Annotated in this window: 21 protein-coding genes; 2 read left to right on the top strand and 19 right to left on the bottom strand. The window is 70.3% G+C overall.

Annotated features, from left to right (window positions below; all coding sequences use genetic code 11):
- Positions 1 to 115: 115 nt before the first annotated feature.
- The 16 genes from ASC79_RS07560 to ASC79_RS07485 form a co-directional block, all read right to left on the bottom strand.
- The gene (locus ASC79_RS07560; RefSeq protein ID WP_056106232.1) at positions 116 to 4855 is read right to left on the bottom strand and encodes an autotransporter outer membrane beta-barrel domain-containing protein; all 4740 of its coding nucleotides are present in this window, start codon (positions 4853 to 4855) and stop codon (positions 116 to 118) included.
- Positions 4856 to 5074: 219 nt separating this feature from the next.
- Positions 5075 to 5500, bottom strand: coding sequence for a helix-turn-helix domain-containing protein (locus tag ASC79_RS07555; RefSeq protein ID WP_056023931.1), 426 nt, complete (start codon positions 5498 to 5500; stop codon positions 5075 to 5077).
- Between the two features lie 52 nt (positions 5501 to 5552).
- Positions 5553 to 7106 (bottom strand): apolipoprotein N-acyltransferase, encoded by a 1554-nt coding sequence (lnt, locus tag ASC79_RS07550; RefSeq protein WP_235528788.1) that lies wholly within the window; start codon positions 7104 to 7106, stop codon positions 5553 to 5555.
- Between the two features lie 31 nt (positions 7107 to 7137).
- Entirely contained in the window at positions 7138 to 8007 is an 870-nt protein-coding gene (locus ASC79_RS07545; protein ID WP_056023936.1) for a hemolysin family protein, read from the bottom strand.
- A complete protein-coding gene (gene ybeY / locus ASC79_RS07540; RefSeq protein ID WP_056023939.1) occupies positions 8000 to 8464 on the bottom strand; it encodes an rRNA maturation RNase YbeY in 465 nt (154 codons plus the stop codon). The genes ASC79_RS07545 and ybeY overlap by 8 nt, the downstream gene beginning before the upstream one ends.
- On the bottom strand, positions 8461 to 9411 hold the full coding sequence (locus tag ASC79_RS07535; RefSeq protein ID WP_056023942.1) for a PhoH family protein: 951 nt from the start codon (positions 9409 to 9411) through the stop codon (positions 8461 to 8463). Before ASC79_RS07535 ends, ybeY begins: the two co-directional genes overlap by 4 nt.
- Positions 9408 to 10748, bottom strand: a complete 1341-nt coding sequence (miaB, locus tag ASC79_RS07530) for a tRNA (N6-isopentenyl adenosine(37)-C2)-methylthiotransferase MiaB (protein ID WP_056023945.1) — start codon at positions 10746 to 10748, stop codon at positions 9408 to 9410. The genes ASC79_RS07535 and miaB overlap by 4 nt, the downstream gene beginning before the upstream one ends.
- Before the next feature lie 70 nt (positions 10749 to 10818).
- Positions 10819 to 11226, bottom strand: a complete 408-nt coding sequence (locus ASC79_RS07525; protein WP_056023948.1) for a Fur family transcriptional regulator — start codon at positions 11224 to 11226, stop codon at positions 10819 to 10821.
- 42 nt (positions 11227 to 11268) lie between these two features.
- On the bottom strand, positions 11269 to 11721 hold the full coding sequence (locus ASC79_RS07520; RefSeq protein ID WP_056023951.1) for a GNAT family N-acetyltransferase: 453 nt from the start codon (positions 11719 to 11721) through the stop codon (positions 11269 to 11271).
- A complete protein-coding gene (gene tsaB, locus ASC79_RS07515; protein ID WP_056025065.1) occupies positions 11718 to 12353 on the bottom strand; it encodes a tRNA (adenosine(37)-N6)-threonylcarbamoyltransferase complex dimerization subunit type 1 TsaB in 636 nt (211 codons plus the stop codon). The genes ASC79_RS07520 and tsaB overlap by 4 nt, the downstream gene beginning before the upstream one ends.
- Positions 12353 to 12883 (bottom strand): hypothetical protein, encoded by a 531-nt coding sequence (locus tag ASC79_RS07510; RefSeq protein ID WP_156378437.1) that lies wholly within the window; start codon positions 12881 to 12883, stop codon positions 12353 to 12355. Before ASC79_RS07510 ends, tsaB begins: the two co-directional genes overlap by 1 nt.
- A 9-nt stretch (positions 12884 to 12892) precedes the next feature.
- Positions 12893 to 13465, bottom strand: coding sequence for a NifU family protein (locus ASC79_RS07505; protein ID WP_056023960.1), 573 nt, complete (start codon positions 13463 to 13465; stop codon positions 12893 to 12895).
- A gap of 49 nt (positions 13466 to 13514) precedes the next feature.
- Complete coding sequence (locus tag ASC79_RS07500; RefSeq protein ID WP_235528789.1) at positions 13515 to 14039, bottom strand: universal stress protein; 525 nt, start codon at positions 14037 to 14039, stop codon at positions 13515 to 13517.
- A 30-nt stretch (positions 14040 to 14069) separates the two neighbouring features.
- Entirely contained in the window at positions 14070 to 15104 is a 1035-nt protein-coding gene (gene trpS / locus ASC79_RS07495; protein ID WP_056023963.1) for a tryptophan--tRNA ligase, read from the bottom strand.
- 146 nt (positions 15105 to 15250) lie between these two features.
- On the bottom strand, positions 15251 to 16840 hold the full coding sequence (murJ, locus tag ASC79_RS07490; protein WP_082532044.1) for a murein biosynthesis integral membrane protein MurJ: 1590 nt from the start codon (positions 16838 to 16840) through the stop codon (positions 15251 to 15253).
- An 81-nt stretch (positions 16841 to 16921) separates the two neighbouring features.
- Positions 16922 to 19741, bottom strand: a complete 2820-nt coding sequence (locus tag ASC79_RS07485) for a [protein-PII] uridylyltransferase (protein ID WP_056023966.1) — start codon at positions 19739 to 19741, stop codon at positions 16922 to 16924.
- Between the two features lie 259 nt (positions 19742 to 20000).
- Between ASC79_RS07485 and ASC79_RS07480 the strand changes: the two genes are divergently transcribed.
- A complete protein-coding gene (locus ASC79_RS07480; protein WP_156378438.1) occupies positions 20001 to 21479 on the top strand; it encodes a globin-coupled sensor protein in 1479 nt (492 codons plus the stop codon).
- On the opposite strand, the gene ASC79_RS07475 is transcribed toward ASC79_RS07480, so the two are convergent.
- Both ASC79_RS07475 and mutS read right to left on the bottom strand, forming a co-directional pair.
- Positions 21476 to 22069 (bottom strand): HAD family hydrolase, encoded by a 594-nt coding sequence (locus ASC79_RS07475; RefSeq protein WP_056023969.1) that lies wholly within the window; start codon positions 22067 to 22069, stop codon positions 21476 to 21478. The two genes, ASC79_RS07480 and ASC79_RS07475, sit on opposite strands and share 4 nt — an antisense overlap.
- The gene (mutS, locus tag ASC79_RS21450; protein WP_056023972.1) at positions 22066 to 24747 is read right to left on the bottom strand and encodes a DNA mismatch repair protein MutS; all 2682 of its coding nucleotides are present in this window, start codon (positions 24745 to 24747) and stop codon (positions 22066 to 22068) included. The genes ASC79_RS07475 and mutS overlap by 4 nt, the downstream gene beginning before the upstream one ends.
- Positions 24748 to 24870: 123 nt before the next feature.
- Here mutS and ASC79_RS07465 point away from each other — a divergent pair, with 123 nt between their 5' ends.
- Complete coding sequence (locus ASC79_RS07465; protein ID WP_235528802.1) at positions 24871 to 25389, top strand: GNAT family N-acetyltransferase; 519 nt, start codon at positions 24871 to 24873, stop codon at positions 25387 to 25389.
- On the opposite strand, the gene ASC79_RS07460 is transcribed toward ASC79_RS07465, so the two are convergent.
- Positions 25386 to 25982: a TetR/AcrR family transcriptional regulator gene (locus ASC79_RS07460; RefSeq protein ID WP_056023978.1), complete on the bottom strand. Its 597-nt coding sequence runs from the start codon at positions 25980 to 25982 to the stop codon at positions 25386 to 25388. The genes ASC79_RS07465 and ASC79_RS07460 overlap by 4 nt on opposite strands.
- Between the last annotated feature and the right edge of the window lie 10 nt (positions 25983 to 25992).

Below are 25992 nucleotides of genomic sequence, written 5' to 3'. Positions count from 1 at the left end.
CGCCGGAACCTATAAAGAAATCTTTATATCCCGCAAGCGGCGTCAGCAGCCCGCGATGGGAGGTCGCGGGGGAAACGCCGCAAGCCGGCCACAAGGCCCGCTTGCGGCTTGCGGCCTAGAACCGCACCCGGAAGCCCGCAGTCCCGGCGATGTCGTAGCTGTCGCCAAAACCCGACAGCGAGGTGTCGCCAGACACTTCGCCGTAGAGCGTGTAGCGGCCCTCGCCCCAGGCGTAGGTCCCGCCAGCGGCCAGACCGACCCAGCTCCGCTCGACACGGCTGACCACCGGCACGCCGGAAACGTCGACCGCAGTCCCGTCTAGGAACTCGTGGCTGACGTCGGCCACGGCGTAGAGGCCGCCGCCCGACGCCAGGGCGTAGTCGACGCCCAGGCCCGCGCGGGCGATCAGGCTCTCGGACTTGCCGGCCGTCACCACCGCGCCGAAGCCATCGGCGAAACTGTCGAAGTCGACCTTGGCGTAGCTGACCTGCGCCAACGGGGTCAGCCACAGGCCCCCAGCCGCAACGCCATGACCCGCCTCCAGCGAAGCGGCCAGGCCATCGCCCGCGACGCCGTCGGCGCGGACGCCGAGCAGGCTGGAGCTCAGGTCGCTGTCAAACCAGCTCGCCTGGACCTGGGCGTCGACATAGCCGCCGCCCGCCGCCAGCCAAGTGAGGTTGGCGCCGACGCCGTAGCCCTTTGTGTCGATGTCGCCGCCGCCATAGGGCGAGCCGACCTTGGTCTTGGCGCCGCCGAGATAGCCGGTCAGGCCGACGGCGACGACGCCGCCGGCGCCGTCCTCGGCCGTGATCGGCTCGACGCCGAACTGCAGCTTCCAGCGGTCGGCCTTGAGGTTCGCAGCCGTGGTGCTGTCTTCCGGCTTCAGACGAGCGCGGCCGCCTTCCATCCGGCCCCAGACGCCGACGCCAGCCTCGCCCGACCACTGCCGCGCCCCGGTGCGCTCGCGCATCGTGCCCAGGCCGTTCAGCAGCTGCAGCGCCTGCGGATAGGCTTCATAGATCGGGACCCCCGGCTGATAGAGGGCCGCCGCGCCCGGCAGTTCGGCCGGCGCAAGGTTCGAGCGTAGACGCCAGTCGCCGTCGGCGTCGCGGCGCAGGACGTAGCCGTAGGCTCCGGCGACCAGCACGTTCTCGTCGCCGCGCCGATAATCGCCATCGGCCAGGGCGAAGGCGCCGGGCGCCGAGGCCCCGCCGACCTGCACCAGCAGGATGCCGTCGGCGGTCAGCGCCCCGGTCCCGCCAGCCAGCCGGTTGATCTTGACCGGCGTCACGCCGGAGGTCGCTCCACCCACCACGAGGCGGTCGGCGGCCGCGTCGTCCCCGGCCAAGGTCGCGTCCAGCTCCAGGACGCCCCCGGCGCCGACATAGCCGCCGGTCAAGGTCAGTACGCCCGCGCCGCCGCGGCGGCCCGGCGAAACCACGCCGCCGGCCTGGTTGACCAGCCCGCCCAGTTCGCCCGTCCCGATCAGCCGCGCGCCCGAGAAGACGCTGGTCAGCCCGCCCAATCGCCCATCGACGGCCAGCGTGCCGGCGCGGACCTCGGCCGCGCCGGCGAAGGCCGAGCTGTCGCCAGTCAGGTTCAGCGTCCCCGAGCCGAGCTGGGCCAGTGTCCCGCCCCCGGTGACGACCGCGGCAAAGGCCACGTCGTCAGATCGCTTGAAGGCCAGCGTCCCCTCATTGGCCACGTCGCCCTGGACCCAGCCGGCGGTTCCGCCATCGCCGATCTGCAGGGTCCCGCCGCTGACGCGGGCGCCGCCGGAATAAGTGTTCTCGCCCGTCAGGATCAGCGTGCCGGCGTCGGCCTTGTCGAGCCGGCCCGGTCCCGTCAGCTCGGCGGCGATCGTCGCGACGAACTGCGCCCCCTGGCTCGTGCCGTCGCCGACCCGCACGACGTTGTCGCCGGCCGACAGGGTCACCGCATCGCCGGTCAGGCGATAGCCGTCGGAGGCGAACTGCATGCCGGTGACGGAAATCGCGCCGTCCGAGCCGTCGACGCTGACCGTACCGGCTTGGCCGGCGAAGATGGCGAAGGCCGCGGGGGTGAAAGCCCCGTTGGCCGCGCCGCCGGCGGTGGTCCAGTTGGCCGAATTGGCGCGCCAAGCTCCGTCGCCGCCGCCGATCGCACCGTCCGCCCCGCCGTTCCCGTCCCAGAAGTTGAAGGTCGGCGGCGGTTCCGGATCGCCGCCTCCACCGCCGCCTGCCGGCGGCGCACCCGAGGCGATCAGGTTCACCTGGTTGGCGATGGACGTCTGGATCACGCCCGTGAAGCCGGCCGGAAGGGTTCCAACGTCCAGAACGTTGTCGGTCAACGCCCCGGTGTAGTTGATCAGGCGATAGACGCCCTGCAGGAAGTTTCCGCCGGCGCTCTGGGTGACGTTCAGCGTGCCGTTCAGGGTCAGGGCGCCGTTCACCACCGCCAGGTCGTTGAGCGCCCCCCCAGCCGTGTCGGCCTGGCCCAGACGGTAACGCAGAGTTGCGCCGGCGTTGAGGGTGATCGGTCCGTTGAAGGTCATCGTCCCCGGCGTGTTCAGGCCGCCCGGCGCGAGGATCCCGCTGATGACGCCGCCCCTGGACGTGCCCGTTCCACCGATGGTCCCATTGGCGCCGACGATCAACGCCGAGGCGCCGCCCGCCACCGAGCCGTTGATCAGCAGGGTCCCCGCATTGACGTTGGTGATGAAGCCGTAGGTATTGGCGCCGTTCAGGATCAGCGTCCCGAGGTCCGTCTTGGTGAGCCCGCCGCTGCCGCCGATGATCGGCGTGTCGATGGTCGCCACAAAGGTCTTGCCGTCGGCCGTGCCGTCGCCGACCCGGAAGGTCCGGCCGGCTCCCGACAACGTGATCGTCCCGCCGCTGAGACGATAGCCGTCCACGGCGAACTGCATGCCGCCGCCGATCGTGACCGTCCCGACGTTCACCGCGCCCGAGGCCCCTGCGAAGATCAGGAAGTCGGCGGCCGTGTAAGCGGTGTTCACCGCGCCGGTTCCCGTTGTCCAGTTGAGGCTGGCGCCCGTCCAGGTCCCGGCGCCGCCGTCGACGCGGTTGTTGTTGGCGCTGCCGCCAGCGTCGCCGTCCCAGAAGTTGACGGGCATGCCGCCGGTGTTGACGAGGTTCACCTGGCCCGGGATCACGGTCTGGAGCGAGACCGTCGAGCCGGGCGGCGTCGTGCCGATGGCCAGGCCCTGGTTGTCCAGCGCTCCGCCGTAGGAGGCGATCCGGTAGAGGCCGGCGTCGAACACCCCGCCGGCGGTCACCGTGACATTGACCGTGCCGTCCAGGCGCAGGTCGCCACCTACCTTGATCAGGTCGTTCATCGGACCGCCGACGACGTTGGACTCCCCGAACTCGATCTCCAGGGTCGAAGCCGGATCAAGGAGCAGGTCGCCAGCGATGGTGAGGACGCCGGGGCTGTTGCCCGGCGCGATCGCGCCGCCATTGACCGTCACATCGCCGCCGATGGTCCCCGAACCGCCCGGGGTGGTCCCGGCCGCAACGGTGAGGCCTCCCCCCAGCTTGCCGTCGACATCAAGCCTGCCGCCGGCCAGGGCCGTGGTTCCGGTGAAGCCCGAGCTGTCCGCCGTCAGCCGCGTCGTACCGGCCGCGACCTTGATCGCCCCGGCCCCGGTGATCGTCGGCGCGAACTCGTAGTCGGTCCCAGTGTGGTTGAAGTTGAGCCGGCCGGCCGCGCCGAGGGTCACGGTCGCCGTTTCGAGCATGCCGGCCGCCGCCGCCGCGCCGCCTTCACTCCCACCGATGTTGAGCACGCCGACCGCCGTCGCCGTGCCCGCCGTGACGGCGCCGCGCGCCTCCAGCACGCCGCCATTGGCCAAGGTGACGATGCCCTGACCGGGGCTGTTTCCGAGCGTCACAGCGCCGGTGGCGGTGAGGCGCGACCCGGCATCCGAAACCAGCAGCGTCGCCGTGCCGTTGTTGAGCCGCGGGCCGACGTTGAGCGCGCCGGTGGTGAAGGCGCCGCCATCCAGCACGCTCACCTCGCCGCGGTAGAAAGTCAGGGAGCCCAGGCTGAGCGTGGAACCTGCGCCTGTCACCGTCAGCCGCGGCGCTGTCGGCTGGGCGGTGACTTGCGAACCGACAAGGAGGCCCCCAGCGACCGTGGCCGAACCTTGGTCTGAGATCGTCCAGGACGCGTTAGACGATGCGTTCACTGTGCCGAGGGAAGCGCTCTGGTCGAAGATCAGCTTCGATCCGGAGCCGCTGACCGTCAGGTCGAGCACGTTGTTGGGGGCCAGACCGATTGCGGCGGTGGTCAGCGCATGGACGACCCCGCCATTGCGGATGCGGATCGTAGCCGCGCCGCCGTTGGCCGCTTCCAGCGAATTGGCCGTCAGCACGCTGCCGGCGCCGTCGACGATCAGCGTGCCTCCCATAGCCACGTAGGTCGTGCCGCTGGCCGTGAGCTTGGCCCCGCCTTCCAGCCGCACCTCGCCGCCGTTCGCCGCGAAGTTGGCCGCCGTATTGGATCCAACCAGCGGAACGACGCCGCTGCCGTTGATCACAAAGGCGCCTGCAGTCCCGTTGACGGTCAGGCCAGTGATCGCGAAGCCGGCGGGATCAACGGTGATGTTCTTGTTCGGAAGCGTGATCGGCGCGGCCACCGCGAAGCCCGCGGTCAGCGTGATCGTCGACTGGGCGTCCGGACTGGCGGCGGCGTTGGCCAAGGCGTCGCGGAACTGCTGCTCGGTACCAGCGGTGAAGCTTGCGGCCTGGGCCGCCTGGGGGGAAAGGGCGACGGCGCCGAGCGCCAGGATTGAGACCGTGGCCCAAAGCCCGTCCGTGCGCCGGCGACGGGAGGGGGAAATGTAAGAACGCAACATGACTGCACCCACTGCGGCCGGCCTGGGGGGCGGCGGGCCTACGCACGCCTCCACCGGGAGCGCGGCGCGGCGGGAATGTCGTAGGGGAAGGATGAACGCCGCACTAACGCAGAGTAAGGCGTCGGCAAAGTTGTCTATTTTAGGTAGTATTGCAATTCAGAGCTCGGGAGCCGCCCCGATCTTGCGACGGGACGGTCACGAAACACCGGCCGGCGCCGGTCAGTCGTCGAGGATCGAAGGGTCTTCCTCGACCATGGCGCGGACGAGGTCGAGGATCCGGCGGCGCACGCGCGGCGGGGTGATCCGCGGGAAGGCGCTGGCCAGTTCGACGCCCTCGGGCGTCAGCAGGAAGGCCTGGAGGTGGGCCTGGCCGCCGGGCGAGCCGTCGGCGCCGATGGTGGCGGTGTCGGCGAGGCCCTCGAAGAAGTAGGCGGTCGAGGTCTCGAGCGCGCGCGCCATCTCGTAGAGCTTCGAGGCCGAAACGCGGTTGGCCGCGCGCTCGTACTTCTGGACCTGCTGGAACGTCAGCCCGATCGCTTCGGCCAGCCGCTCCTGGCTGACGCCGAGTTCCTTGCGACGGAGGCGGATGCGCAGGCCGACATGAATGTCGATGGGGTTCGGTACGCTGTCGAGGTCCTTGGACATTGGCTCACCCTAAACGAGCCTCGACTGACGCGTCAAAAACCTGACCAAACCGTCAATTCCGCTCAATACGCCGATCTAACTGTCGAATTCCGACCATGACCAGCGAAACGAGCAACATCATGGCGAAGCCTGTCTCGCTGATGAAACCGTAGATTGTTCGCGCCCGCGGAGGCGGCAACCGAGCGTCGATCACGCCTGACTTTCCCAGGCCGAGTTCGGCGCCCGGCACGATCCGGCCCTGGGCGTCGATCACCGCCGAAACGCCGGTCGGCGTGGCCCGGATGATCGGCAGCCCGCTCTCGATCGCGCGATAGCTGGCGATGTTGAGGTGCTGCCACGGGCCGCTGGTCGCGCCGAACCAGGCGTCGTTGGAGACGTTGAGCAGCCACTGCGGCCGAACGCCGGCGCGCTTGGCGGCGTTCTCGGCGAAGCGCGGGAACAGGGCCTCGTAGCAGATCAGCGGCTGCAGCGGCGGCAGGCCCTCAGGCGACAGCGGCCGCGGCGCCGGGCCGGCGGTGAAGTCCTCGGGCATATGCACCAGGCTGCGAATGCCGAGGCTGGTGGCCAGCTCGCCGAACGGCAGGAATTCGCCGAACGGCACCAGGCGGTGCTTGTCATAGACGCCGGTGACCTTGAGGCCGTTCGGCTCGCCGCGCAGGGCCACCAGGCTGTTGAAATAGTCGGCGTCGCCCTGCGGCCCGACCTGCACGCGGTTGGCGCCCAGCAGCAGGGTCTGGCCCGGCCCGACCGCCGCAGCGAAGCGGGCGACGTAGGGGCTGCCCGGCGCCAGAAGGTCGTCGATCACCGCGGGCAAGGCGCCCTCGGGCCAGACGATGATCTCAGGGACCGGGTCGCCCGGCTTGCCGCGCGAGAGCGTGACATAGGCGTCGACGATGGAGTCGAGGTTCTCCGGCTTCCACTTGTCCTTCTGGTCGATGTCGGCCTGGACGATGCGGACCAGCGGAGCCGAGGGACTGGTCTGCGGCGCGCCGGCCAGGCGAGCCGCCCCGAACGCAAAGAGCCCGGCCAGCACGATGGCGGCGAGGGCCGGCGCGGCGAACCGGCGTCGCCGCGAGCCGGGATCCAGCACCAGGGCGAAGCTGGCGGCCAGGGCGAGCGTCAGCCAGCTCAGGCCATAGGGTCCGACCACCGATGCGAACTGCGAGACCGCGCCGCCGGCCGGCCAGGTCTCGCCGGGGAGGTTCCACGGGAAGCCGGTGAAGATGTGCGCCCGCACCCACTCCAGCGCGGCCAGGGCGGCGGCGAAGACCAGGGCCCGGCCCGGCCCGCGCACGTCGGCCAGTCGGTAGAGCAGTCCCGCCAGCCCCCAGAACAGGGCCAGCCCGCCGGCCATGAACAGCAGCGCGAACGGGGCCATCCAGCCGTGGGCGGCGGCGTCGACGAGGAAGGCCTCGGTGATCCACCAGACGCCGACGGCGAAGTAGCCGACCCCGGCCAGCCAGCCGCGGAAGAAGGCCGACCGCAGCGGCCGCGGCCCCTGGGTTTCGACCATCCGCATCATCAGGGCGTAGCCCAGCAGCGCCGGCAGCAGGCCGAAGGGCGGATGTGCGAGACCCGCCCCGACGCCGGCGACCAGCGCCAGCAATCGCGCAAGCCAGGGAGACGGCGTTTTCAGGTCAGACCTCTTGGACGGACACCGGTGCGAACCGTACTCGTTTCACACGCCGGGCGTCGGAGTCGAGCACCTGGATCTCGAAGCCGGCGGGATGGGCGATCACCTCGCCCCGCTGCGGCACGCGACCGGCCAGGGCCGAGACCAGTCCGCCGACCGTATCGATCTCTTCGTCGAGCTCGCCGGGCGCCAGGTGCTCGCCAAGGGCGGCCTCCAGCTTTTCCAGCGGGGCCCGGGCGTCGACTTCGTAGACCCCGCCGGCGCGCGGCGTGATCGACGCGACGGCGGCCTCGTCATGCTCGTCGTCGATCTCGCCGACCACCGCCTCGACAAGATCCTCCATGCTCACCAGTCCGTCGGTGCCGCCGAACTCGTCGATGACCATGGCCATGTGGGTGCGCTCGGCCTGCATCCGCAGCAGCAGGTCCGCGGCCCGCATGGAGCCGGGGACATAGAGCGCGTCGCGCCGGAGCTTCTGCAGCACCAGGTCGGAGGGACCGGGGCGGCGCCCGCGCCCGGCCAGCAGCTTGAAGATGTCCTTCACGTGGATGACGCCCACCGGATCGTCGAGCGTCTCGCGATAGATCGGCATCCGGCTGTGCTCGGACTCGGCGAACAGCTCGACGACCTCGGCGAAGGGAGTGGAAAGCTCGACCGCGACGATGTCGACGCGGGGCGTCATGACATCGGAGACCCGCATGGTCTGGAACGCAGCGGCCTGCTCGACAAGGCCGTTGGGCGCCGGCGTCAGCCCTGACGCGATTGGCGTTTCACGCCCGCCCGAGGCGCGAAGTCTGCGAAAAAACGCCCGAATCCCACGGCTTCTACTGGGAGGTTCCGGCGGACTGGATATATCGTCCGTAGAGTTAGTCATGGTCTCCCTGCTCAGCCGCGTAGGGGTCAGGAACCCCGAGCCCGGCCAGGATGACGCGCTCCAGGCCTTCCATGTGTTCGGCCTCGGCGTCGATCTCGTGATCGTATCCTACAAGATGCAGAACGCCATGCGCCACCAGATGCTGCAGGTGGTGAGCCAGCGGCTTGCCCTGTTCGGTTGCTTCGCGCGCGCAGACGCCGAAAGCCAAGGCGATATCGCCCAGATGGCCCTCGGGATTCTGCGGCGCGGGGAAGGACAGGACATTGGTCGCATAGTCCTTGCCGCGGAAGCGGGCGTTGAGGTCGCGGACGCTCTCGTCATCGGTCAGCAGCACGGTCACGCCGCCGCCGTCGAAGTCGATCTGGCCGAGCGTGGCGACCACGGCCGCCTCGACCAGGTCCTCGGCCTGCGGCGCCGCTACGGCCCAGGCCTCGTCCTCGATCTCGATGTCGATCAAATCGCTCGTCCGCTCTTGGCCGCGTCCGCGTCGTAGGCGCGCACGATACGCTCGACCATCGGGTGGCGCACGATGTCCTCGACCGCGAAGCGATTGACGCCCACGCCCTTGACGCCCTCGAGCAGGCCGACCGCGTGGGCCAGACCGGAATCGGCGGCGTTGACCAGGTCGATCTGGCTCGGGTCGCCGGTGACGGCCATGCGCGAGCCCTCGCCGATCCGGGTCAGGACCATCTTCATCTGCAGGCGGGTGGTGTTCTGCGCCTCGTCGACGATGACGAAGGCGTGGCTGAGCGTGCGGCCGCGCAGAAAGGCGATCGGGGCGACCTCGATCTCGCCCTTCTCACGGCGGCGGCGGAACTGCTCGGCGCCGAGGATGTCGGTCAGCGCCTCCCAGACCGGGGCCATGTAGGGATCGACCTTCTCGGTCAGGTCGCCGGGCAGGAAGCCGAGGCGCTCGCCGGCCTCGACCGCCGGGCGGCTGACGATCAAGCGGTCGACCTCGCCGCGCAGCAGCAGGCCCGCGCCATGCGCGACGGCGAGGAAGGTCTTGCCGGTGCCGGCGGGACCGAGCCCAAACACCAGCTCGCACTTGTTGAGGGCGTCGAGATAGCGCGCCTGGCCAGGGGTGCGCGGCGCCACCTGGCCGCGGCGGCCGGACGGCAGCCCGGCGGGCGACTTGCCGGTCCCGGCGCGCGCATTGCCGATCGCGACCCGGACGTCGGCCTCGGTGATCTCGCCGCCGGAATCGGCCTGCGCGGCCAGGGCGGCGACCACAAGCTTGGCGCCGGCGCGGGACTTGGCGTCGCCGCTGATGGAAACGCCGCCGCCGGGGGTCTCGATCAGGACGTTGAACGCGTCCTCGATCAGGGCGGCGTGGCGGCTGGCGGCGCCGGCCACCGCGCGGGCCGCGGCGTCGGAAAGCGGGATGTACTCAGGGCGGCTCACGCGGTCTCCATTTCCAGCACGCCGCCGAGGCTCATCTTGTGGGCCACGTCGATGCGCACCGGGACGATCTGGCCGATCAGCCGCTCGGGGCCGTCGACGTGCACGGCCTGAAGATAGGGGCTGCGGCCCGAGAGCTGGCCGGGGTGGCGGCCGGGCTTTTCGAACAGCACCGGCAGCACCTTGCCGACCTGGGCGGCGTTGAAGGCGCGCTGTTGCTCGTCGATCAGGGCGTTGAGGCGGGCGAGGCGCTCTTCCTTGACCTCTTCGGCCACCTGGCCCGGCAGGGCGGCGGCCGGGGTGCCGGGGCGGCGCGAGTACTTGAAGGTGAACGACGCGGCGTAGCCCACCTCGCGCACCAGCTGCAGGGTCGCCTCGAAGTCGGCGTCGCGTTCGCCCGGGAAGCCGACGATGAAGTCGCCGGACATGGCGATGTCGGGACGCGCGGCGCGGATCTTCTCGACCAGGCGCAGGTAGCTCTCGGCCGTGTGGGCGCGGTTCATCGCCTTGAGGATCTTGTCGGAGCCGGCCTGCACCGGCAGGTGCAGGTAGGGCATCAGCTGCGGCAGTTCGGCATGGGCGGCGATCAGCGCCTCGTCCATGTCAGCCGGGTGGCTGGTGGTGTAGCGGATGCGGTCCAGGCCCTCGATCTTCGCCAGCTGGCGCGCCAAGCCGGAGAGGCCGCCTTCACCCGCATAGGCGTTGACGTTCTGGCCCAGCAGGGTGACCTCGCGCACGCCCTTGGCGGCCAGGTCGCGAGCCTCCGCCAGGACGGCGTCGACCGGGCGCGACCACTCGCCGCCGCGCGTGTAGGGCACGACGCAGAAGGTGCAGAACTTGTCGCAGCCTTCCTGGACGGTGAGGAAGGCGGTCACCCCCTCCGGATTGCGCTCGACCGGCAGGGCGTCGAACTTCTCGTCGGCGGCGAAGTCGGCGGCGAGCCGCTCGCCGCGGGCCCGGTGGGCGCGGGCGATCAGCTCGGGCAGCTGGTGATAGGCCTGCGGCCCGACCACCAGATCGACGGCCGGCTGGCGCAGCATGATCTGCTCGCCCTCGGCCTGGGCGACGCAGCCGGCCACGGCGATGGTCATCTTGGCCCCGGCCTGTGCGCGGGCCTGCTTCATCAGCTTGATCTGGCCAAGCTCGGAATAGACCTTCTCGGTCGCCTTCTCGCGGATGTGGCAGGTGTTGAGGACGACCAGATCGGCGTCCTCGGGCGTCGAGGTCATGCCATAGCCCAGCGGCGCAAGGACGTCGGCCATGCGCTCGCTGTCATAGACATTCATCTGACAGCCGTAGGTCTTGATGTAGAGGCGCTTGGGAGGCGCGGAAGCGGTCATCCCGGCGTTATGGGGTTGCGAGCGCGCCCACGCAAGTTTTCGGACCGGCGGGCGCGGAGCGCCAAGCCCCCTAGTCCTCCAGCGGAACGCCGTAGAGTTCCAGCCGGTGATCGACGAGCTTGTAGCCAAGCTTGCGGGCGATCGCCTCCTGCAGGGCTTCGATCTCCTCGTCCACGAACTCGACGACCTTGCCCGACTTCATGTCGATCAGGTGGTCGTGGTGGACCTCGGTGGCCTCCTCGTAGCGCGAGCGGCCGTCGCGGAAGTCGTGGCGGGCGATGATGCCGGCTTCCTCGAACAGCCGCACCGTGCGGTAGACGGTGGCGATCGAGATATGGGGATCGACCTCGTGGGAGCGGCGGTACAGCTCTTCCACATCAGGGTGGTCATGGGCGGCCGACAGCACGCGCGCGATCACGCGACGCTGCTCGGTCATGCGCATGCCCTTCTCGACGCAGAGGCTTTCGATGCGATCCACGACAGTCTCCTCGGAAATCAACTCGCCGCAAGGATAGGGCGACTAGGCCGCGCGGCCAAGGTCGAGACGCATAACAACCGCATCAGCGGCGCCGGCGGCCCCGCGATCATAGTAGCCGCGCCGCAGTCCGGCCCGCGAAAAGCCTGTCGCCTCATAGAGTCCGAGCGCCGGGACGTTGTCGTGCGCGACTTCCAGGAACAGCGCCTCGGCCCCGGCCATGCGGGCCGCGCCGGCCGCCGCATCGACCAGCGCGCGGGCCAGGCCGCGGCGGCGGGCGGCGGGCGTCACCGCCAGGGTGAGAATCTCCGCCTCGCCGGCGATGGCGCGGCAGAGGATGAAGGCGAGCGGCTGATCGGTCTCGACCAGCAGGGCGAAGCCGCCGGGACCGTCCAGCAGCTGCGCGATCTCGGGCGCCGACCAGGCGTGGTCGAAGGCGGCGGCGTGGACCTGCGCCAAGGCGTCGGCCTCATGGGACCAGGCGCCGCGCAGCTTCATTGCGGCAGGCTCTTGCCGCCCGGCAGCTTGGCGTCGGGCGCGCGCAGATAGAGTGGACGCGGCGGGATCGGCGCACGGGCGGCGGCGAGCGCGGCGACGGCGGCGGGGTCGGCATGGTCGATGGCCATGACCCTGGCCGAGGGACGCATGTCGGCCAGCAGCGCCGCGCCGGTCCCGACCAGCAGATCGGGCGCCAGTTCGGCCAGGCGGGCGGCGGCGGTCTCGATCGGCAGGGCGTCCGGCGCGCTGACCGCGACGCCGTCGGCGAAGGCCTGCAGGTAGACCTGGCCGCGCTTGGCGTCGAGGACCGCGAAGACGCGGCCGTTGTGGGGTTGGGCGAGCGCCTCCAGCGAGCCGACGCCGACCGCGGGGATCCCCAGCGCCGCCGACAGGCCCTTGGCGAAGGCCAGGCCGACGCGCAGGCCTGTGAACGAGCCCGGGCCGACGGTGACGGCGATTCGGTCCAGCCGGTCGAAGGCGATGCCGGCCTGGGCCATGACCTCGGCGACCAGCGGGGCGAGGCGCTCCTGGTGGCCGCGGCTCATCGGCTCGACCCGGGCGGCGTGCACGACGCCGTCCTCGACCACCGCCGCCGAGCAGGCGAACAGGCAGGTGTCGATCGCCAGGATGATCACGGCTGGGTCGGGCCCCAGCAGGCGGCGACGCGGCGCAGGCTCGTCTCGACCCAGGCGGCCATCGGCGAACCGCCCTCGCCGCGCACCTCGATCTGCACCGGATAGGGCGCGGCGGCGAAGCGGGCGTCCTCGGCCCAGAGCAGATAGCTGTCGCTGTTGGCCGACAAGGCGGGGGTCGGCGGATTGCGGCCGACGCCGGGAACCTCGATGCGCGGGGCCGGCAGCGCCTCGAGCTCGGCCAGGACCGGCGTCAGCGACGTGCAGGACTTGGAGGTGGCCCAGGTGACGGCCGCATCGGCGCCGTCGCGGGTTTCGACCCGGCGGGCGATGGCCTCGGCGCCGCGCAGATAGAGCGAGACGCCGGTGACGCTGCGGTCGGCGCGATAGACGGCGAAGGCGCCCCAGGGCCGCAGGCCCTCGAGCCGCGCGCCCTTCAGCACCGGCCAGTCGTCCTCGCTGGCGGCGGCGGGCGCAGCCAGCACGCCGGCGCCCAGCAGCGCCAGCACCAAGGTTCGGATCGCCCCCACGAAATGCGCCTAGAGCGTCTGCTCGACCCGGGTGACCTCGGGCACATAGTGCTTGAGCATGTTCTCGACCCCGGCCTTCAGGGTCGCCGAGGAGGACGGGCAGCCCGAACAGGCGCCGCGCATGTGCAGCCAGACCACGCCGGTGTCGGCGTCGAAGCGGTTGAACAGGATGTCGCCGCCGTCCTGGGCCACGGCCGGGCGGATGCGGGTGTCGAGCAGATCCTTGATCTCGGACACGATCTGAGCGGTTTCGCCCTCGTAGACCGCATCGTCATGGCCGCCGGCCTCGGCTGCGCTCTCGACGAACAACGGCCGTCCCGAGGTGAAGTGATCCATGATCGCCGCCAGGATCGGCGCCTTCAGCAGCGGCCAGTCCTGATCGGGGTCCTTGCCGACCGTCACGAAGTCGGACCCGAAGAACACGCGGGTGACGCCGTCGATGTCGAACAGGTCCGCCGCCAGCGGCGAAACCTGCGCCTCGTCCGCGTCCCGGAAATCGCGCGAGCCCTCGGCGAGGACCTCGCGGCCGGGAAGGAACTTCAGAACCTCGGGGTTCGGGGTGGCTTCGGTCTGGATGAACATGCGTCAGATGTGGCGTTTTGGATGAGGAATCGCAAGCGCGGCGCGATTGTCAGGCGAGATCGGCGATCTCGTCGTCGGTGAGGTCGCCGGGCACCACCGTCACCGGCAGCTTGCGGGTCCCCCACTTCACGCCGTCCTTGGCGATGGACGACACCAGCGGACCGGGCCCCCGCCCGCCGACCGAGGAGGCCAGCACCAGGATCTTGATGTCGGGATCCTCGGAAATGACCTTGCGCAGAGCCGTGCGGGTGCTCTCGGCGTGCATGATGATGAACTCTGGCGGCATGCCGGTCTCGGCGATGACGAACTCGGCCATCTTGTGCAGCACCGCCTCGGCTTCATCGCGGGCCTGGCGTTCGATTTCCTCGCGCACGCCGCTCCAGTGCTCGAACACCGCCGGCTCGATCACCCGCAGCAGCGCCACGTGGCCGCCGGTCGAGCGCGCGCGGCGGCAGGCGAAGCGCAGCGCGGCCTGAAACTCCGGGCTGTCGTCGGCGATGACGAGGAACTTGCGTTGGCTCATGCGGCGGACGGTGGCGCGGAAATCGGGCGCAAGGCAACTGAAACCGCTCATCCCAGGCAGCGCCGGGATGAGCAGATCAGATCAGGCGCCCCAGAAGCCGACGATCTTGCGGACCTCGGCCAGGGTCGGGGCCGCGGCGGCGCGGGCGCGCTCGGCGCCGGACGCCAGGACCCGGTCGATCTCGGCCGGATCGGCCATCAGCCGGCGCATCTCGCCGCTGACGGGACCAAGCTTGGCGACCGCAAGGTCGGCCAGCTTCGGCTTGAACGAGCCGAAGCCCTGGCCAGCGAATTCGGCCAGCACTTCCGCCGACGTGCGACCGTCGAGCGCGGCGTAGACGCCGACCAGGTTCTCGGCCTCGGGGCGCGCCTTGAGCTCCTCGAGGGTCTCCGGCAGCGGCTCAGGGTCGGTCTTGGCCTTGCGGACCTTCTGGGCGATCGTGTCGGCGTCGTCGAGCAGGTTGAGCCGCGAGTTGTCCGAGGGATCGGACTTGCTCATCTTCGCCGCGCCGTCGCGCAGCGACATGATGCGCGCGCCTGGGCCCTGGGTCAGGGCGTCGGGCAGCGGGAAATAGCCCGGAACCTCGAAGTCGTGGTTGAACTTCGCGGCCACGTCGCGGGTCAGCTCCAGGTGCTGGCGCTGGTCGTCGCCAACCGGCACCTGGGTCGCCTTGTAGAGCAGGATGTCGGCCGCCTGCAGCACCGGATAGGTGTAGAGGCCGACGCTCGAGCGCTCCTTGTGCTTGCCAGACTTCTCCTTGAACTGGGTCATCCGGTCGAGCCAGCCGAGGCGGGCGACGCAGTTGAAGATCCAGGCCAGCTCGGCGTGCTCGGGCACCGCCGACTGCGGGAAGATCGTCGCAACCTTGGGGTCCAGGCCCGAGGCGAGGTAGGCGGCGGTGATCTCGCGCACCTGGCCGGCCAGCAGCTTGGGATCCTGCCACACGGTGATCGCGTGCAAGTCGGCCACGAAGATGAAGGTCTCCACCTCGTGCTGGAGGCGGGCGAACTTCACCAGCGCGCCGAGATAGTTGCCAAGGTGCAGGGCGCCGGACGGCTGGACGCCGGACAGCACGCGTTGGGGACCGCTGTAGGCGGGGGGAGTTTGATCAGTCATCGGGATCGGCTTCTTGCAGAAGAGAACAGGCAGACGCGCGAAAGCGCGCCGGGAAGGCGGGGATCAGGCGCTACGCCATCGCCACGTGTTTCGTCCGCATGCCATGGCTGAGCGAATAAGGCCTGGAGCCTCTTCCCGCAAGCCCGTCAGAGATCGACGGGGACCGCCGTGTCGCCCGGCCGGCGGCGCAAGGCGGCCTTGATCTCGGTGACGGTGATGCCCCGGAACGCCAGCAGCAAAAGCCCGTAGACCGCCACCCCGACAGCGGCCACCGACAGCACGGCGATCTCCTTGGCGCCCAGGCCGATGAAGCGGAAGCCTTCGAGCGGCGCCTCGATCCAGGCGCGCTGGTAGGAGGCGTAGGCGAGCAGACCGCCGAAGACGGTGCTCGCCGCGACGATGCGGGCGATGCGGCTCCAGGCCGCCTTGGTCGGCGCGTAGTCGCCCCGCTTGGCCAGCAGCAGCACCATCTGCAGTACGTTGATCCAGGCCGCCGCGCTGGTCGATGCGGCGATGCCCTTGACCCCGATGACCTGGAACAGGGCCAGGCCGAGCACGATGTTGACGGCCACGGAGATCAGGCCGAAGCGCATCGGCGCGCGGGTGTCGGCGCGGGCGAAGAACGCCGGCTGCAGCACGCGGGCAAGCACGAAGGCCGGGACGCCCCAGCCGTAGTTGAGCAGGATCCAACCCGTCTCGCGCGCGTCGGCGACGGTGAAGACCCCTCGCGTGAACAGGCCGTCGATCAGGAAGAACGGCATGGCGACCAGGGCGGCGGCGGCGGGCGCCGTCAGCGCCAGCGAAAAGATCACCGCCTGGTCGGTCGCGCCCTGGGCGTCGTCATGGTCGCCGGCCTGGATGGCGCTGGAAAGCCGCGGCAGCAGGGCGACGCTGACCGCCACGCCGATCAGGCCGAGCGGCAGTTGATAGAGGCGCGCGGCGACCTCGGTCCAGGCGCGGCCGCCGGCGACCTGCGAGGCGAGAATGCCGGAAATGAAGATGTTGATCTGGACGGCGCTGGCGGCGATGGCGCCGGGGATGGCCAGCGAGATCAGGGCCTTGATCTCCGGTGTGAGGGTCGGCCAGCGCAGCCGGATGTGGGCGCCGCACTTGCGCGCGCCCCACCAGAGCAGGGCGGCCTGAAAGACGCCGGCGATCGGAATGGCGATCGAGGCGGCGTAGGCCGCGAGGATCGGGTCGTCCTGGGGGATGACCGCGATCAGCATCACCAAGTTGAGAATGGTCGGGAAGATCCCGGTGATGATGAAACGGCGGTGGGCGTTGAGCACCCCCGACAGCAAGGCCCCGATCGCCATGCAGGGCAGATAGGGCATGCTGATCTGGGTCAGCACGATCGCCAGCTTGAACTTGGCCGGGTCCGAGGCGTAGCCCGGATTGATCACGTACATCAGCCACGGCATGGCCAGCTGGGCGGCCAGGGTGATGACGATCGTCGCCGCCGCGAGGGTGGCCAGGGCGTCGGAGGCGATACGGTCGGCCTCGGCCTGGCCCTCGCCGGTCAGGGTCTTTGTGTAAGAGGGGATGAAGGCCGAGGAGAACGCCCCCTCGGCGAAGATCCGCCGGAACAGGTTCGGGAAGGCGAGCGCCGTATAGTAGGCGTCGGCGGCGATGGTCGCGCTGGCGCCCAGCCGCGCGGTCAGCACGAGATCGCGTGCAAGACCCATGAACCTGCTGATCAGGGTCAGGCCCGACAGCAGCAGGGAAGAGCGGATCAATCCGCTTTTGGCGGCAGGGGCGGCTTGCGCGGTCACGGGGTTTGTGTGCGCCTGCGCCGCCGCGCCGGTCAAGCCGGCGCGTCAGCGCGCGACGCTGGCGCGGGCCTTTTGCAGGTTCGCCCGCGGCTTGGGCGCGGCGGCTTCAACCTCGACCAGCGACGCCATCATGTCGGCCTTCAGCGCCGCCATCCGCTTGGGATCGGTCAGCTTTCCGCCGTCGCGCTCGGTCACGTAGAAGGCGTCGACGGCGCGCTCCCCGTAGTTGTCGATGTGGGCCGACAGGATGGACAGCCCGGCGTCGGCGATGTTGCGCGCCAGCGCCACCAGCAGGCCGGGACGGTCGCGGCCCGACGCTTCGACCACGGTGGAGGCTTCCGAGGCCTCGTTGTCGAGCATGACCGTCGGGGTGATGGTGAAGGCGGCGGCGCGTCCGAAGTCGGAGACCCGGCGCGGCTCGCCCTTGGTGGTTTCGCCGCGGCCGGCCCCGGCCAGCGCATCGGCGAGCTTGCTCAGCATGCGTGGATTGTCGCCGCCGTAGGCCGCGCCGGTCGCGTCCTGGACGAAGAACACGTCGAGCGCCTGGCCCTGCCGGGAGGTGAACACCCGCGCGCCGACGATGTTGGCGCCCGCCGCGGTGACGGTGGTGGCCAGATTGACGAACAGCCGCGAGCGGTCAGGGGCGGCGATCACCACCTCGGACGCGTTCAGGCCGCTGCGGATGTGACCCTCGGCGGCGGCGCCTGTCTCGGCCGCCTGGCGCCCCAGCTTCGCATGGACGAGGATCTCTGCGTCGGAGAACGAGGTGAAATAGGCGTCCTCCATCGACTGCACCCAGTCGGTGGCCGAGGGGTCGGCCGCGATCAGCCGCACCCGCGCGTCATAGGCGGCGTTCTCGTGATAACGGCGGATGGCTGCGGCGGCGTCGGAGCCGCGACCGCCGCGGAACACCGCCTCGGTCGCGCCGTACAGCTCGCGCATCAGCTGGCCCTTCCAGCCGTTCCAGACCCCGGGGCCGACGGCGCGGATGTCGGCGACGGTCAGCACCAGCAACAGGCGCAGGCGCTCGGGCGTTTCGACGATGCGGGCGAAGTCGGCGACGGTGCGTGGATCGGAGACGTCGCGCTTCTGGGCGTAGTCGCTCATCACCAGGTGATGCTCGACCAGCCAGGCGACCATCTCGATGCGCTTGCGGTCGAGGCCGAGCCGTTCGCACGCCGAGCGCGCGGCACGGGCGCCGGCCTTCTCCTGGCCCCCTGCCCCGCCCTTGCCGGTGTCGTGCAGCAGCATGGCGAGGAACAGCGCCTCGCGATCGTCGATCAGCGGCATGATCGCGGTCGACAGCGGGTGGTCTTCGGCGAACCGGCCGTTGGCGATGTCGGCGATCACGCCGACGGCCCGCAGGGTGTGCTCGTCCACCGTGTACGAGTGGTACATGTTGAACTGCATCTGGGCGACGATCCGCCCCCATTCGGGGATGAAGCGGCCCAGGACGTCTGCCTCGTTCATCATCGACAGCGTCCGCTGCGGATCGCGGCCATGGGCGAGGATGTCGAGGAAGACCTTGGCCGCCGCCGGATCGCGGCGCACCTTGGAGCCGATCAGGCTGGCGCAGCGGCTGGCGGCGGTGAAGGCGTCGGGGTGCAGGTCGAGGTCGCGCTGATCGGCCAGCCGGAACAGGCGCAGCATGTTGATCGGATCGGCCTCGAAGATCTGCGGCCCGTCGATGTTGAGACGCCCGCCCTCCTCATGGAATCCAGGGTCGAGCTTCTTGCGCTTGGTCTTGCGATGTCCAGGCAGCAGCCGCGACAGCCCCTTGGGCTCCTGCTTGATCTGTTCGGCCTCGAGCTTGGCGGCGAACACCCGGGTCAGGGCGCCGACCTCCTTGGCGATCAGGAAGTAGCGGCGCATGAACCGCTCGACCGCCGGCGCGTCGCCGCGGTCGCCGTATCCCATTCGCCGGGCGATCTCGGGCTGCAGATCGAAGGTCAGGCGCTCTTCCGGGCGGCCGGTGGCGAAGTGCAGGTGGCAACGCACGGCCCAGAGGAAGTCGAACGCCTTGATGAAGACCGCGACCTCCTTGCGGTCGAACATGTCGAGCTGGACGAAGCCGTCGACGTGGCTGACCGGGTGCAGGTACTGGGCGATCCAGAACAGGGTGTTGAGGTCGCGCAGCCCCCCCTTGCCTTCCTTCACATTGGGCTCGACCAGATAGCGGCTGGCGCCGGCCCGCTCCTGACGGATGTCGCGTTCCTTGAGCTTGGCGGCGACGAACTGGGCGGCCGTGCCCTTGACCACCTCGTTGCGGAAACGCTGCATCAGATCCTCGGCCAGGGCGGTGTCGCCGCTGAGCTGGCGCGCCTCCAGGATCGAGGTGCGGATCGTATAGTCTTCGCGGGAGAGCTTGACGCACTCCTCGATGGTCCGCGAGGCATGGCCGACTTTGAAGCCGAGGTCCCACAAGGCGTAGAGCATGTACTCGATCACGCTCTCGGTGTGGGCGGTCTGCTTGTAGGGCCGCAGGAACAGCAGATCGAGATCCGAGAACGGCGCCAGCGTGCCGCGCCCATAGCCGCCGACCGCCATCAGGGCCAGGCGCTCGCCCTCGGTCGGGTTTCGGGCCCGGAACACGTGGACGGTGGTGAAATCATAGAGGGCCGTGACGACCTCGTCGGTGACGCCCGACAGCAGCCGCGCAGTCTCGATGCCGCCGGCGCCGTTCTCAAGCCGCTCCTTGGCGATCATCCGACCGCGGAACAGGGCCTGCTTGAGGATTTCCAGCGCCCGGCGGCGCTGCTCCAACTCGTCGCCGGCGGCGTCGAGGGCTGCGGCGGACAGCTGCGCTCGCAGACGCACGCCGTCGACGACGTATTCCAGGCGGGTAGGGCGAAGGCGAGGCGGCATGGAGGGGATATAATCACTTACGGGTGTTGCGGCATCCTCTCCTCTCAACGGGCCCGCGGCCAGCGCCAAGTCGAAAGCTGCTCCAGGCGTTTGGGATATCACGGGCGCCCGAGATTCGCTCCGACCGCAGGTAGAGCGCCGCGCCAAGCTTCAGTTTAAGGCCTCGGCGGCGAAGACGGGGCCCGAAAGGGAAACTGCTTACCCATCCTTAACCACAGCCCGCCAGGACTGCGGCGAAGTCGTGTAGGTGGAGTGGGTCATGACGGGTAACGGCCTGGACGGACGTCTGGAGTTCATGCAGGTCACCCCGCAGACCCGCAAGGCGCTGCGCGACGCTCAGCCCGTGATCGCAGAGAAGCTGCCCGCCGCGCTGAACCACTTTTACGCGCAGGTCCGCGCGACGCCGGAAACCCGCGTCCACTTCCGCGACGACGGCCACATCACCAAGGCCCAGAACGCCCAGCTGCGTCACTGGCAGGGCATCGCCTCCGCCGAGTTCACCGCCGACTACGCCAAGTCGGTGCAGACCATCGGCGCCGTGCACGCCAGGATCGGGCTGGAGCCGCGCTGGTACATCGGCGGCTACGCGCTGGTGCTCGAGCAGCTGGTGCGCTCGGTCATCGCCGAGAAAGGCGCCAAGGGCTTCGGTGCCAAGGCCAAGAACGCCGAGCTGGCCGAGACCCTCTCGGCGCTGATCAAGGGCGCCATGCTGGACATGAGCCTGGTGCTGGATGTCTATTTCGAGGCCGCCGAGAACGACCGTGCGAAGGCCGAGGCCGAGCGGGCCCGGGCCGCCGCCGAACAGGCGACCGTGGTCCGCAGCCTGGCCGGAGCGCTGTCGGGACTGGCTCGCGGCGACCTCACCAGCCGGATCGAGACGCCGCTGTCGGGCGACTACGCCCAGCTGCGCGACGACTTCAACGGTGCGGTCGGCGAACTGCACGGCGCGATCGCCGCGGTGGTCGACTCCGTCTCCGCCGTGACCGCCACGGTCGGTCAGCTGAAGACCTCCGGTGAAGATCTCGCCCGCCGGACCGAGAACCAGGCCGCCAGCCTGGAGGAGACGGCCGCGGCGGTCGAGGAGATCACGGTCACCGTGCGCCGCGCCGCCGAGACGGCCCGCCAGACCTCCAGCGCCGTCTCCGACGCCCGCAAGGAGGCCGAGACCAGCGCCCCGGTGGTGGAGGCCGCCATTTCGGCCATGGGCCAGATCGAGGACTCGTCCAAGCAGATCAGCCAGATCATCGGCGTGATCGACGAGATCGCCTTCCAGACCAATCTGCTGGCCCTGAACGCCGGGGTCGAGGCTGCGCGGGCTGGCGAGGCCGGGCGCGGCTTTGCCGTCGTCGCCTCCGAAGTGCGGGCCCTGGCCCAGCGCTCGGCCGAGGCGGCCAAGGAAATCAAGACGCTGATCAGCGCCTCGAGCGAACAGGTCAGTCAGGGGGTGAACCTGGTCGGCGAGACAGGCGAGGCGCTGGGCCGCATCGTCGGCCGCGTGACCGAGGTGCATGACCTGGTCGCCGACATCTCCGGATCGACCCAGGAACAGGCCGTGGGACTGGGCCAGGTGAACTCGGCGGTCAACGAGATGGACCGCGTCACCCAGCAGAACGCCGGCATGGTGCTGGAAACCGCCAACGCCGCCGCCGACCTGGCGCGCGAGGCGCAGAACCTGTCGCAGCTGATCGGGCGGTTCCGCCTGGCGAGCCCGGCCAGCGTCGCCCGCCGCGCGGCCTAGGCCTGGGCGATCAGGTCGGCCAGCCGCTCGCGGCCGGTCCAGACCGCCGCCTTCCAGCCGCGGGCGCGAGCAGCTTCGACATTGGCGGTCTTGTCGTCGATGAAGAACAGGTCGGCCGGGGCGAAACCGGTGCGCGCTTCGATCTCGGCGTAGAAGCCGTCGGCCGGCTTGGCGTGGCCAAGATCTGCGGCGTAGTGGATGGCGTCGAACCGGTCCTTCAGGCCCATGTCATTCCACAGGTAGGCGGCGCGCTCGTGCTCCTGCACGGTGGCGAGATGCAGCTTCACGCCTTGGGCGCGCAGGGCGGCGAGCTGGTCCAGCAGGCCCTGGTCCAGGTGGCTGTCGTTCTCGAACCAATAGGCGCAGAGCTGGTCGCAGCTCAGGTGCGGGGCGATCTGCGCCAGCACCGGCGCCAGCCGGTCACGCAGGGCGACGCGGCCATGGACGATGTCGTGGAAGTTCGGCGCGAAGAACTTCTCCTGCAGGTCCTTGATGCTGAGGCCAAGGTCGCGCTCCAGGTTCGCGGCCCAGCCCTTGGGGTCGGGATGGACGACGATCACCCCGTCGACATCGACCATCAGCGCCTTCAACGCATCAGCTCTTTCAGGCTGTAGAGGGCCGCCATCGCCTCGCGCGGGCTCATGCCGTCGAGGTCGAAGCCCTTGAGCGCCTCCTCGACCGGGCTGGGTCCGAAGGCCTGCTCCGGCTCGGCGACGTGGGCGGCGAACAGCGGCAGGTCTTCCAGGTGCGCTGGCGCGCCGGCCTCGCGTTCCAGGCGGTCCAGCACCTCGCGGGCGCGGACCACGACCGCCGGCGGCACGCCCGCCAGCTTGGCGACCTGGACGCCATAGGAGCGGTCGGCCGGGCCGGGTCCCGCCTCGTGCAGGAAGATCAGGTCGCCGCTCCACTCCTTGGCCTTCAGCGACAGGTTGGAGACGTGCGCCAGCCGATCCTCGAGCACCGCAAGCTCGTGGTAGTGGGTCGCGAACAGGCCGCGGCAGCGGTTGGTCTCGTGCAGCGCCTCGGCGCAGGCCCAGGCGATGGCCAGGCCGTCATAGGTGGCGGTGCCGCGGCCGATCTCGTCGAGGATCACCAGCGAGCGCGGCGTCGCCTGGGTCAGGATGGCGGCGGTCTCGACCATCTCGGCCATGAAGGTCGAGCGCCCGCGGGCCAGGTCGTCGCCGGCCCCGACGCGGCTGAACAGCCGGTCTACGACGCCGATGCGCAGAGCCTTGGCCGGCACGTAGCAACCGGCCTGAGCGAGCACCACCAGCAGGGCGTTCTGGCGCAGGAAAGTCGACTTACCGGCCATGTTCGGGCCGGTGACGATCGAGAGCCGCGCCCCGGTCACGCCGGCGCCGTCCAGCCGGCAGTCGTTGGGGGTGTAGGGATCGCCGGCACGCTTGACCGCCGCCTCGACCACCGGATGGCGCGCGGCCTGCGCCTCGAAGGCCGTGGAGCGGTCGACGACCGGGCGGGCGGCGCCGACGTCATCGGCCCACTCGGCCAGGCCGGCAGCGACGTCGAGCCGCGCGGCGCCCTCGGCGGCGGCCTGGATCGCCGGGGCGATACGGATCGCAGCCTCGCGCCAGGCCTCGAAGGTCGCGACCTCCATCGCCAGGGCGCGCTCGGCCGCCTGGGCGATGCGGGCGTCGAGCTCGGCCAGCTCCACAGTCGTGAAGCGGACCTGGTTGGCCAGGGTCTGGCGGTGGATGAAGGTGGCGTTGAGCGGCGGGCTCATCAGCGGGTCGGCCGCCTTGGCGGTGGTCTCGACGAAGTAGCCGAGCACGGCGTTGTGGCGGATCTTCAGGGCGACTCCGCTCTCGGCGGCCAGGCGCGCCTCGAGCTGCAGGATCACCTTGCGGCTGTCGTCGCGCAGGGCGCGCGCCTGGTCCAGCTCCGCGCGGACGCCGGCGGCGACGAAGCCGCCATCGCGGGCCTGAGCCGGGAGGTCGTCGCCCAGTCCCTCGGCCAGCATGCGGCGGAACTCGGCCAGGTCGCGATCGGCGCCGGGGTGCAGCGCCGCCAGGGCGCGGCTGATCTCGGCCGGAGCCGGATCAAGCGGCTCGGGCGCCGCGAACAGGCCGAAGATCGCTTCCCCGCCGGCCAAGCCGCTCTTGAGGCAACCGAGATCGCGCGGGCCGCCGCGGCCCAGCGCCAGACGCGACAGCGCGCGGGCCATGTCGCCCATGCTGCGCAATTGTTCTCGCAGCTTGGCGCGCAGGGGACGGCGCTCACAGAACCACTCGATGGCGTCGAGCCGCGCGTCGATGGCGGCAGGATCGAGCAGCGGGCGCGCCAGACGCGCGGCCAGCAGGCGGGCGCCAGGCGCGGTGATCGTGCGGTCGATGGCGCCCAGCAGCGAGCCGTCGCGCGAACCGGAGGTGCTCTTCTCGATCTCCAGGCTCGTGCGGGTCGCCGGGTCGATCGACATGACATCGGCCTCGCCAGCCCGGCGCGGCGCGGTCAGGGCCGGCAGGCGGCCAGCCTGAGTGGTTTCCAGATGGGCGGCGATCAGGCCGAGGGCGGAAACCTCGGCCCCGGTCAGTTCGCCGAAACCGTCCAGGGTCTCGACGCCGTAGAGCCGCTTCAGCCGGGCCTCGGAGGCCGAGGGTTCGGAGAGCGCCGACGGCATCGGCTGGATCAAGCCACCGGCCGACTTGAACGTCTCGGTCAGGGTCTCGTCGGCGAACAGCCGGTCGGGGACCAGAGTCTCGGACGGACCGAGCGCCGCCAGGGCCGAGGCCAGGCTGTCACGCGACAGCGCCATGCACTCGACCTCGCCGGTGGAGAGCTCGACGCTGGCGACCGCGGCCGCGCCGCCGCGGACCGCAACAGCGGCGAGACGGTTGGAGCCGCGGGCGTCCAACAGGCCGTCCTCGGTCAGCGTGCCGGGGGTGACGACGCGGACGACGTCGCGACGGACGACGGACTTGGAGCCGCGCTTCTTGGCCTCGGCCGGGTCCTCCATCTGTTCGCACAGCGCGACCTTGAAGCCGGCGCGGACCAACTTGGCGAGATAGGCCTCGGCCGCGTGCACCGGCACCCCGCACATCGGGATCGGCGCACCGCCATGATTGCCCCGCGCGGTAAGCGTGATGCTCAGCGCGGCGGCCGCCTTCTCGGCGTCCTCGAAGAACAGCTCGTAGAAGTCGCCCATGCGGAAGAACACCAGCGCATCGGGCTGGCGGGACTTGGCCTCGAAGAACTGGGCCATGACCGGCGTGGCGCCGGTCGGATCGGGAATGGCGGGGGTCGGAGCGTTCATGGGTTCGCGGAAGCTAATGGGGTCCGCGCGTTCCGTCAGCCCCTGACAGCCGCGTGAGGGCCCCTTGAACAACGGCCTGCGACTTCCAAGCTGTGGCTAAGTCAGGAGCCGCCCTTGCAGCACGTGATCTTCCCCGCCGGACCAGACGACGCCGAGGACCTGGCGCGCGTGCACATCACCTCGTGGCGGGAGACCTATCAGGGGCTGCTGCCGGACTCCTACCTGTCGCGTATGTCGATCCCGGTCTACGCCCGCCGCTTCCGGACGGGGCTTGTGCAGCCTGGCGAGCACGATGCGACCCTGGCCGCCGCCGACCGCACGCGCCTGATCGGCTACGCCTCAGGCGGACCCTCGCGGACCCGGCGCCCCGGCGAGGCGGAGGTGATGACGCTCTACGTGCTGAAGTCGGCGCAGGGCCGCGGCGTCGGTCGCGAGTTGCTCGCCAGCATGGCCCGAGTGTTCGCGGCGAACGGAGCGACGTCGCTCATGCTGTCGGTGCTGCGCGACAACATCCCGGCACGGCAGTTCTATGAGCATCTTGGCGGCCAGGCCGAGGCGCCGCGGCGCGAACCCGGCCCCGGCGGCGTCACCTACGAAGTCAGCTATCGCTGGGCCGACATCGGCGTCCTGGCTCGCAGCTAGGGCTTCATCGTCGCCACGACCGAGCGGGCCATGCCCCCGACCACGCGCTGGGCGTCCTCGACGGAAAGGCCCTGATCCTCGCGCAGCCGCCGCCAGACATCGAAGCTCAGCGCCAGGTCGAGCGCCTCGAGCAGGTCCCCGGCGGTCGGTGCGACGCCTTCGAGATGGCGCAGCAGCAGTTCGCGCTGGCGACGTACGAAGGCCTGGTGGCCGGCGGTCAGGCTGGGCGAGCGCGAACGGTTGGCGTCGGCGAACGCCTTGGCCCTGGCGAGCTTCTCGAACACCACCGCGCGCCGCGCGACCAGCAGGTCGAGCCGCTCGGCCAGCGTGCCGCGGATCGGCTCGTCATAGATCGGGGCCAACCGCTCATCCATGACCTGCTGCAGGCCGCGATGCAGGCCTTCGACGTCGTTGAACAGCCGAAAGACCGTGCGCACGCCGACGCCGGCGCGGCCCGCGACAGCCTCTGCGGAGGGCTGGACCTCGCCGGCCTGGATCAGGTCGACCATGGCTTCGAGGATGCGCGCTCGGCTGGCGACCGCGCGCTCGCGTCGGCCGTCACGTTTCTCGACTGCTTCGACTGGTGCGGTCATCTGCCGTTGA

Source organism: Phenylobacterium sp. Root1290 (assembly GCF_001425305.1).
GTDB lineage: Bacteria > Pseudomonadota > Alphaproteobacteria > Caulobacterales > Caulobacteraceae > Phenylobacterium.
The sequence above is the reverse complement of the archived record's forward strand: the minus strand, read 5'-3'. Positions and strand labels throughout refer to the sequence as shown.

Bases quoted from the DNA above. Each gene is read 5' to 3' on its own strand.
- ASC79_RS07560 (WP_056106232.1), bottom strand. From the start codon at position 4,855: ATGTTGCGTTCTTACATTTCCCCCTCCCGTCGCCGGCGCACGGACGGG.
- ASC79_RS07555 (WP_056023931.1), bottom strand. From the start codon at position 5,500: ATGTCCAAGGACCTCGACAGCGTACCGAACCCCATCGACATTCATGTC.
- ASC79_RS07545 (WP_056023936.1), bottom strand. From the start codon at position 8,007: ATGACTAACTCTACGGACGATATATCCAGTCCGCCGGAACCTCCCAGT.
- miaB (WP_056023945.1), bottom strand. From the start codon at position 10,748: ATGACCGCTTCCGCGCCTCCCAAGCGCCTCTACATCAAGACCTACGGC.
- ASC79_RS07520 (WP_056023951.1), bottom strand. From the start codon at position 11,721: ATGAAGCTGCGCGGCGCCTGGTCCCATGAGGCCGACGCCTTGGCGCAG.
- ASC79_RS07505 (WP_056023960.1), bottom strand. From the start codon at position 13,465: ATGTTCATCCAGACCGAAGCCACCCCGAACCCCGAGGTTCTGAAGTTC.
- ASC79_RS07500 (WP_235528789.1), bottom strand. From the start codon at position 14,039: ATGAGCGGTTTCAGTTGCCTTGCGCCCGATTTCCGCGCCACCGTCCGC.
- trpS (WP_056023963.1), bottom strand. From the start codon at position 15,104: ATGACTGATCAAACTCCCCCCGCCTACAGCGGTCCCCAACGCGTGCTG.
- ASC79_RS07485 (WP_056023966.1), bottom strand. From the start codon at position 19,741: ATGCCGCCTCGCCTTCGCCCTACCCGCCTGGAATACGTCGTCGACGGC.
- ASC79_RS07480 (WP_156378438.1), top strand. From the start codon at position 20,001: ATGACGGGTAACGGCCTGGACGGACGTCTGGAGTTCATGCAGGTCACC.
- mutS (WP_056023972.1), bottom strand. From the start codon at position 24,747: ATGAACGCTCCGACCCCCGCCATTCCCGATCCGACCGGCGCCACGCCG.
- ASC79_RS07460 (WP_056023978.1), bottom strand. From the start codon at position 25,982: ATGACCGCACCAGTCGAAGCAGTCGAGAAACGTGACGGCCGACGCGAG.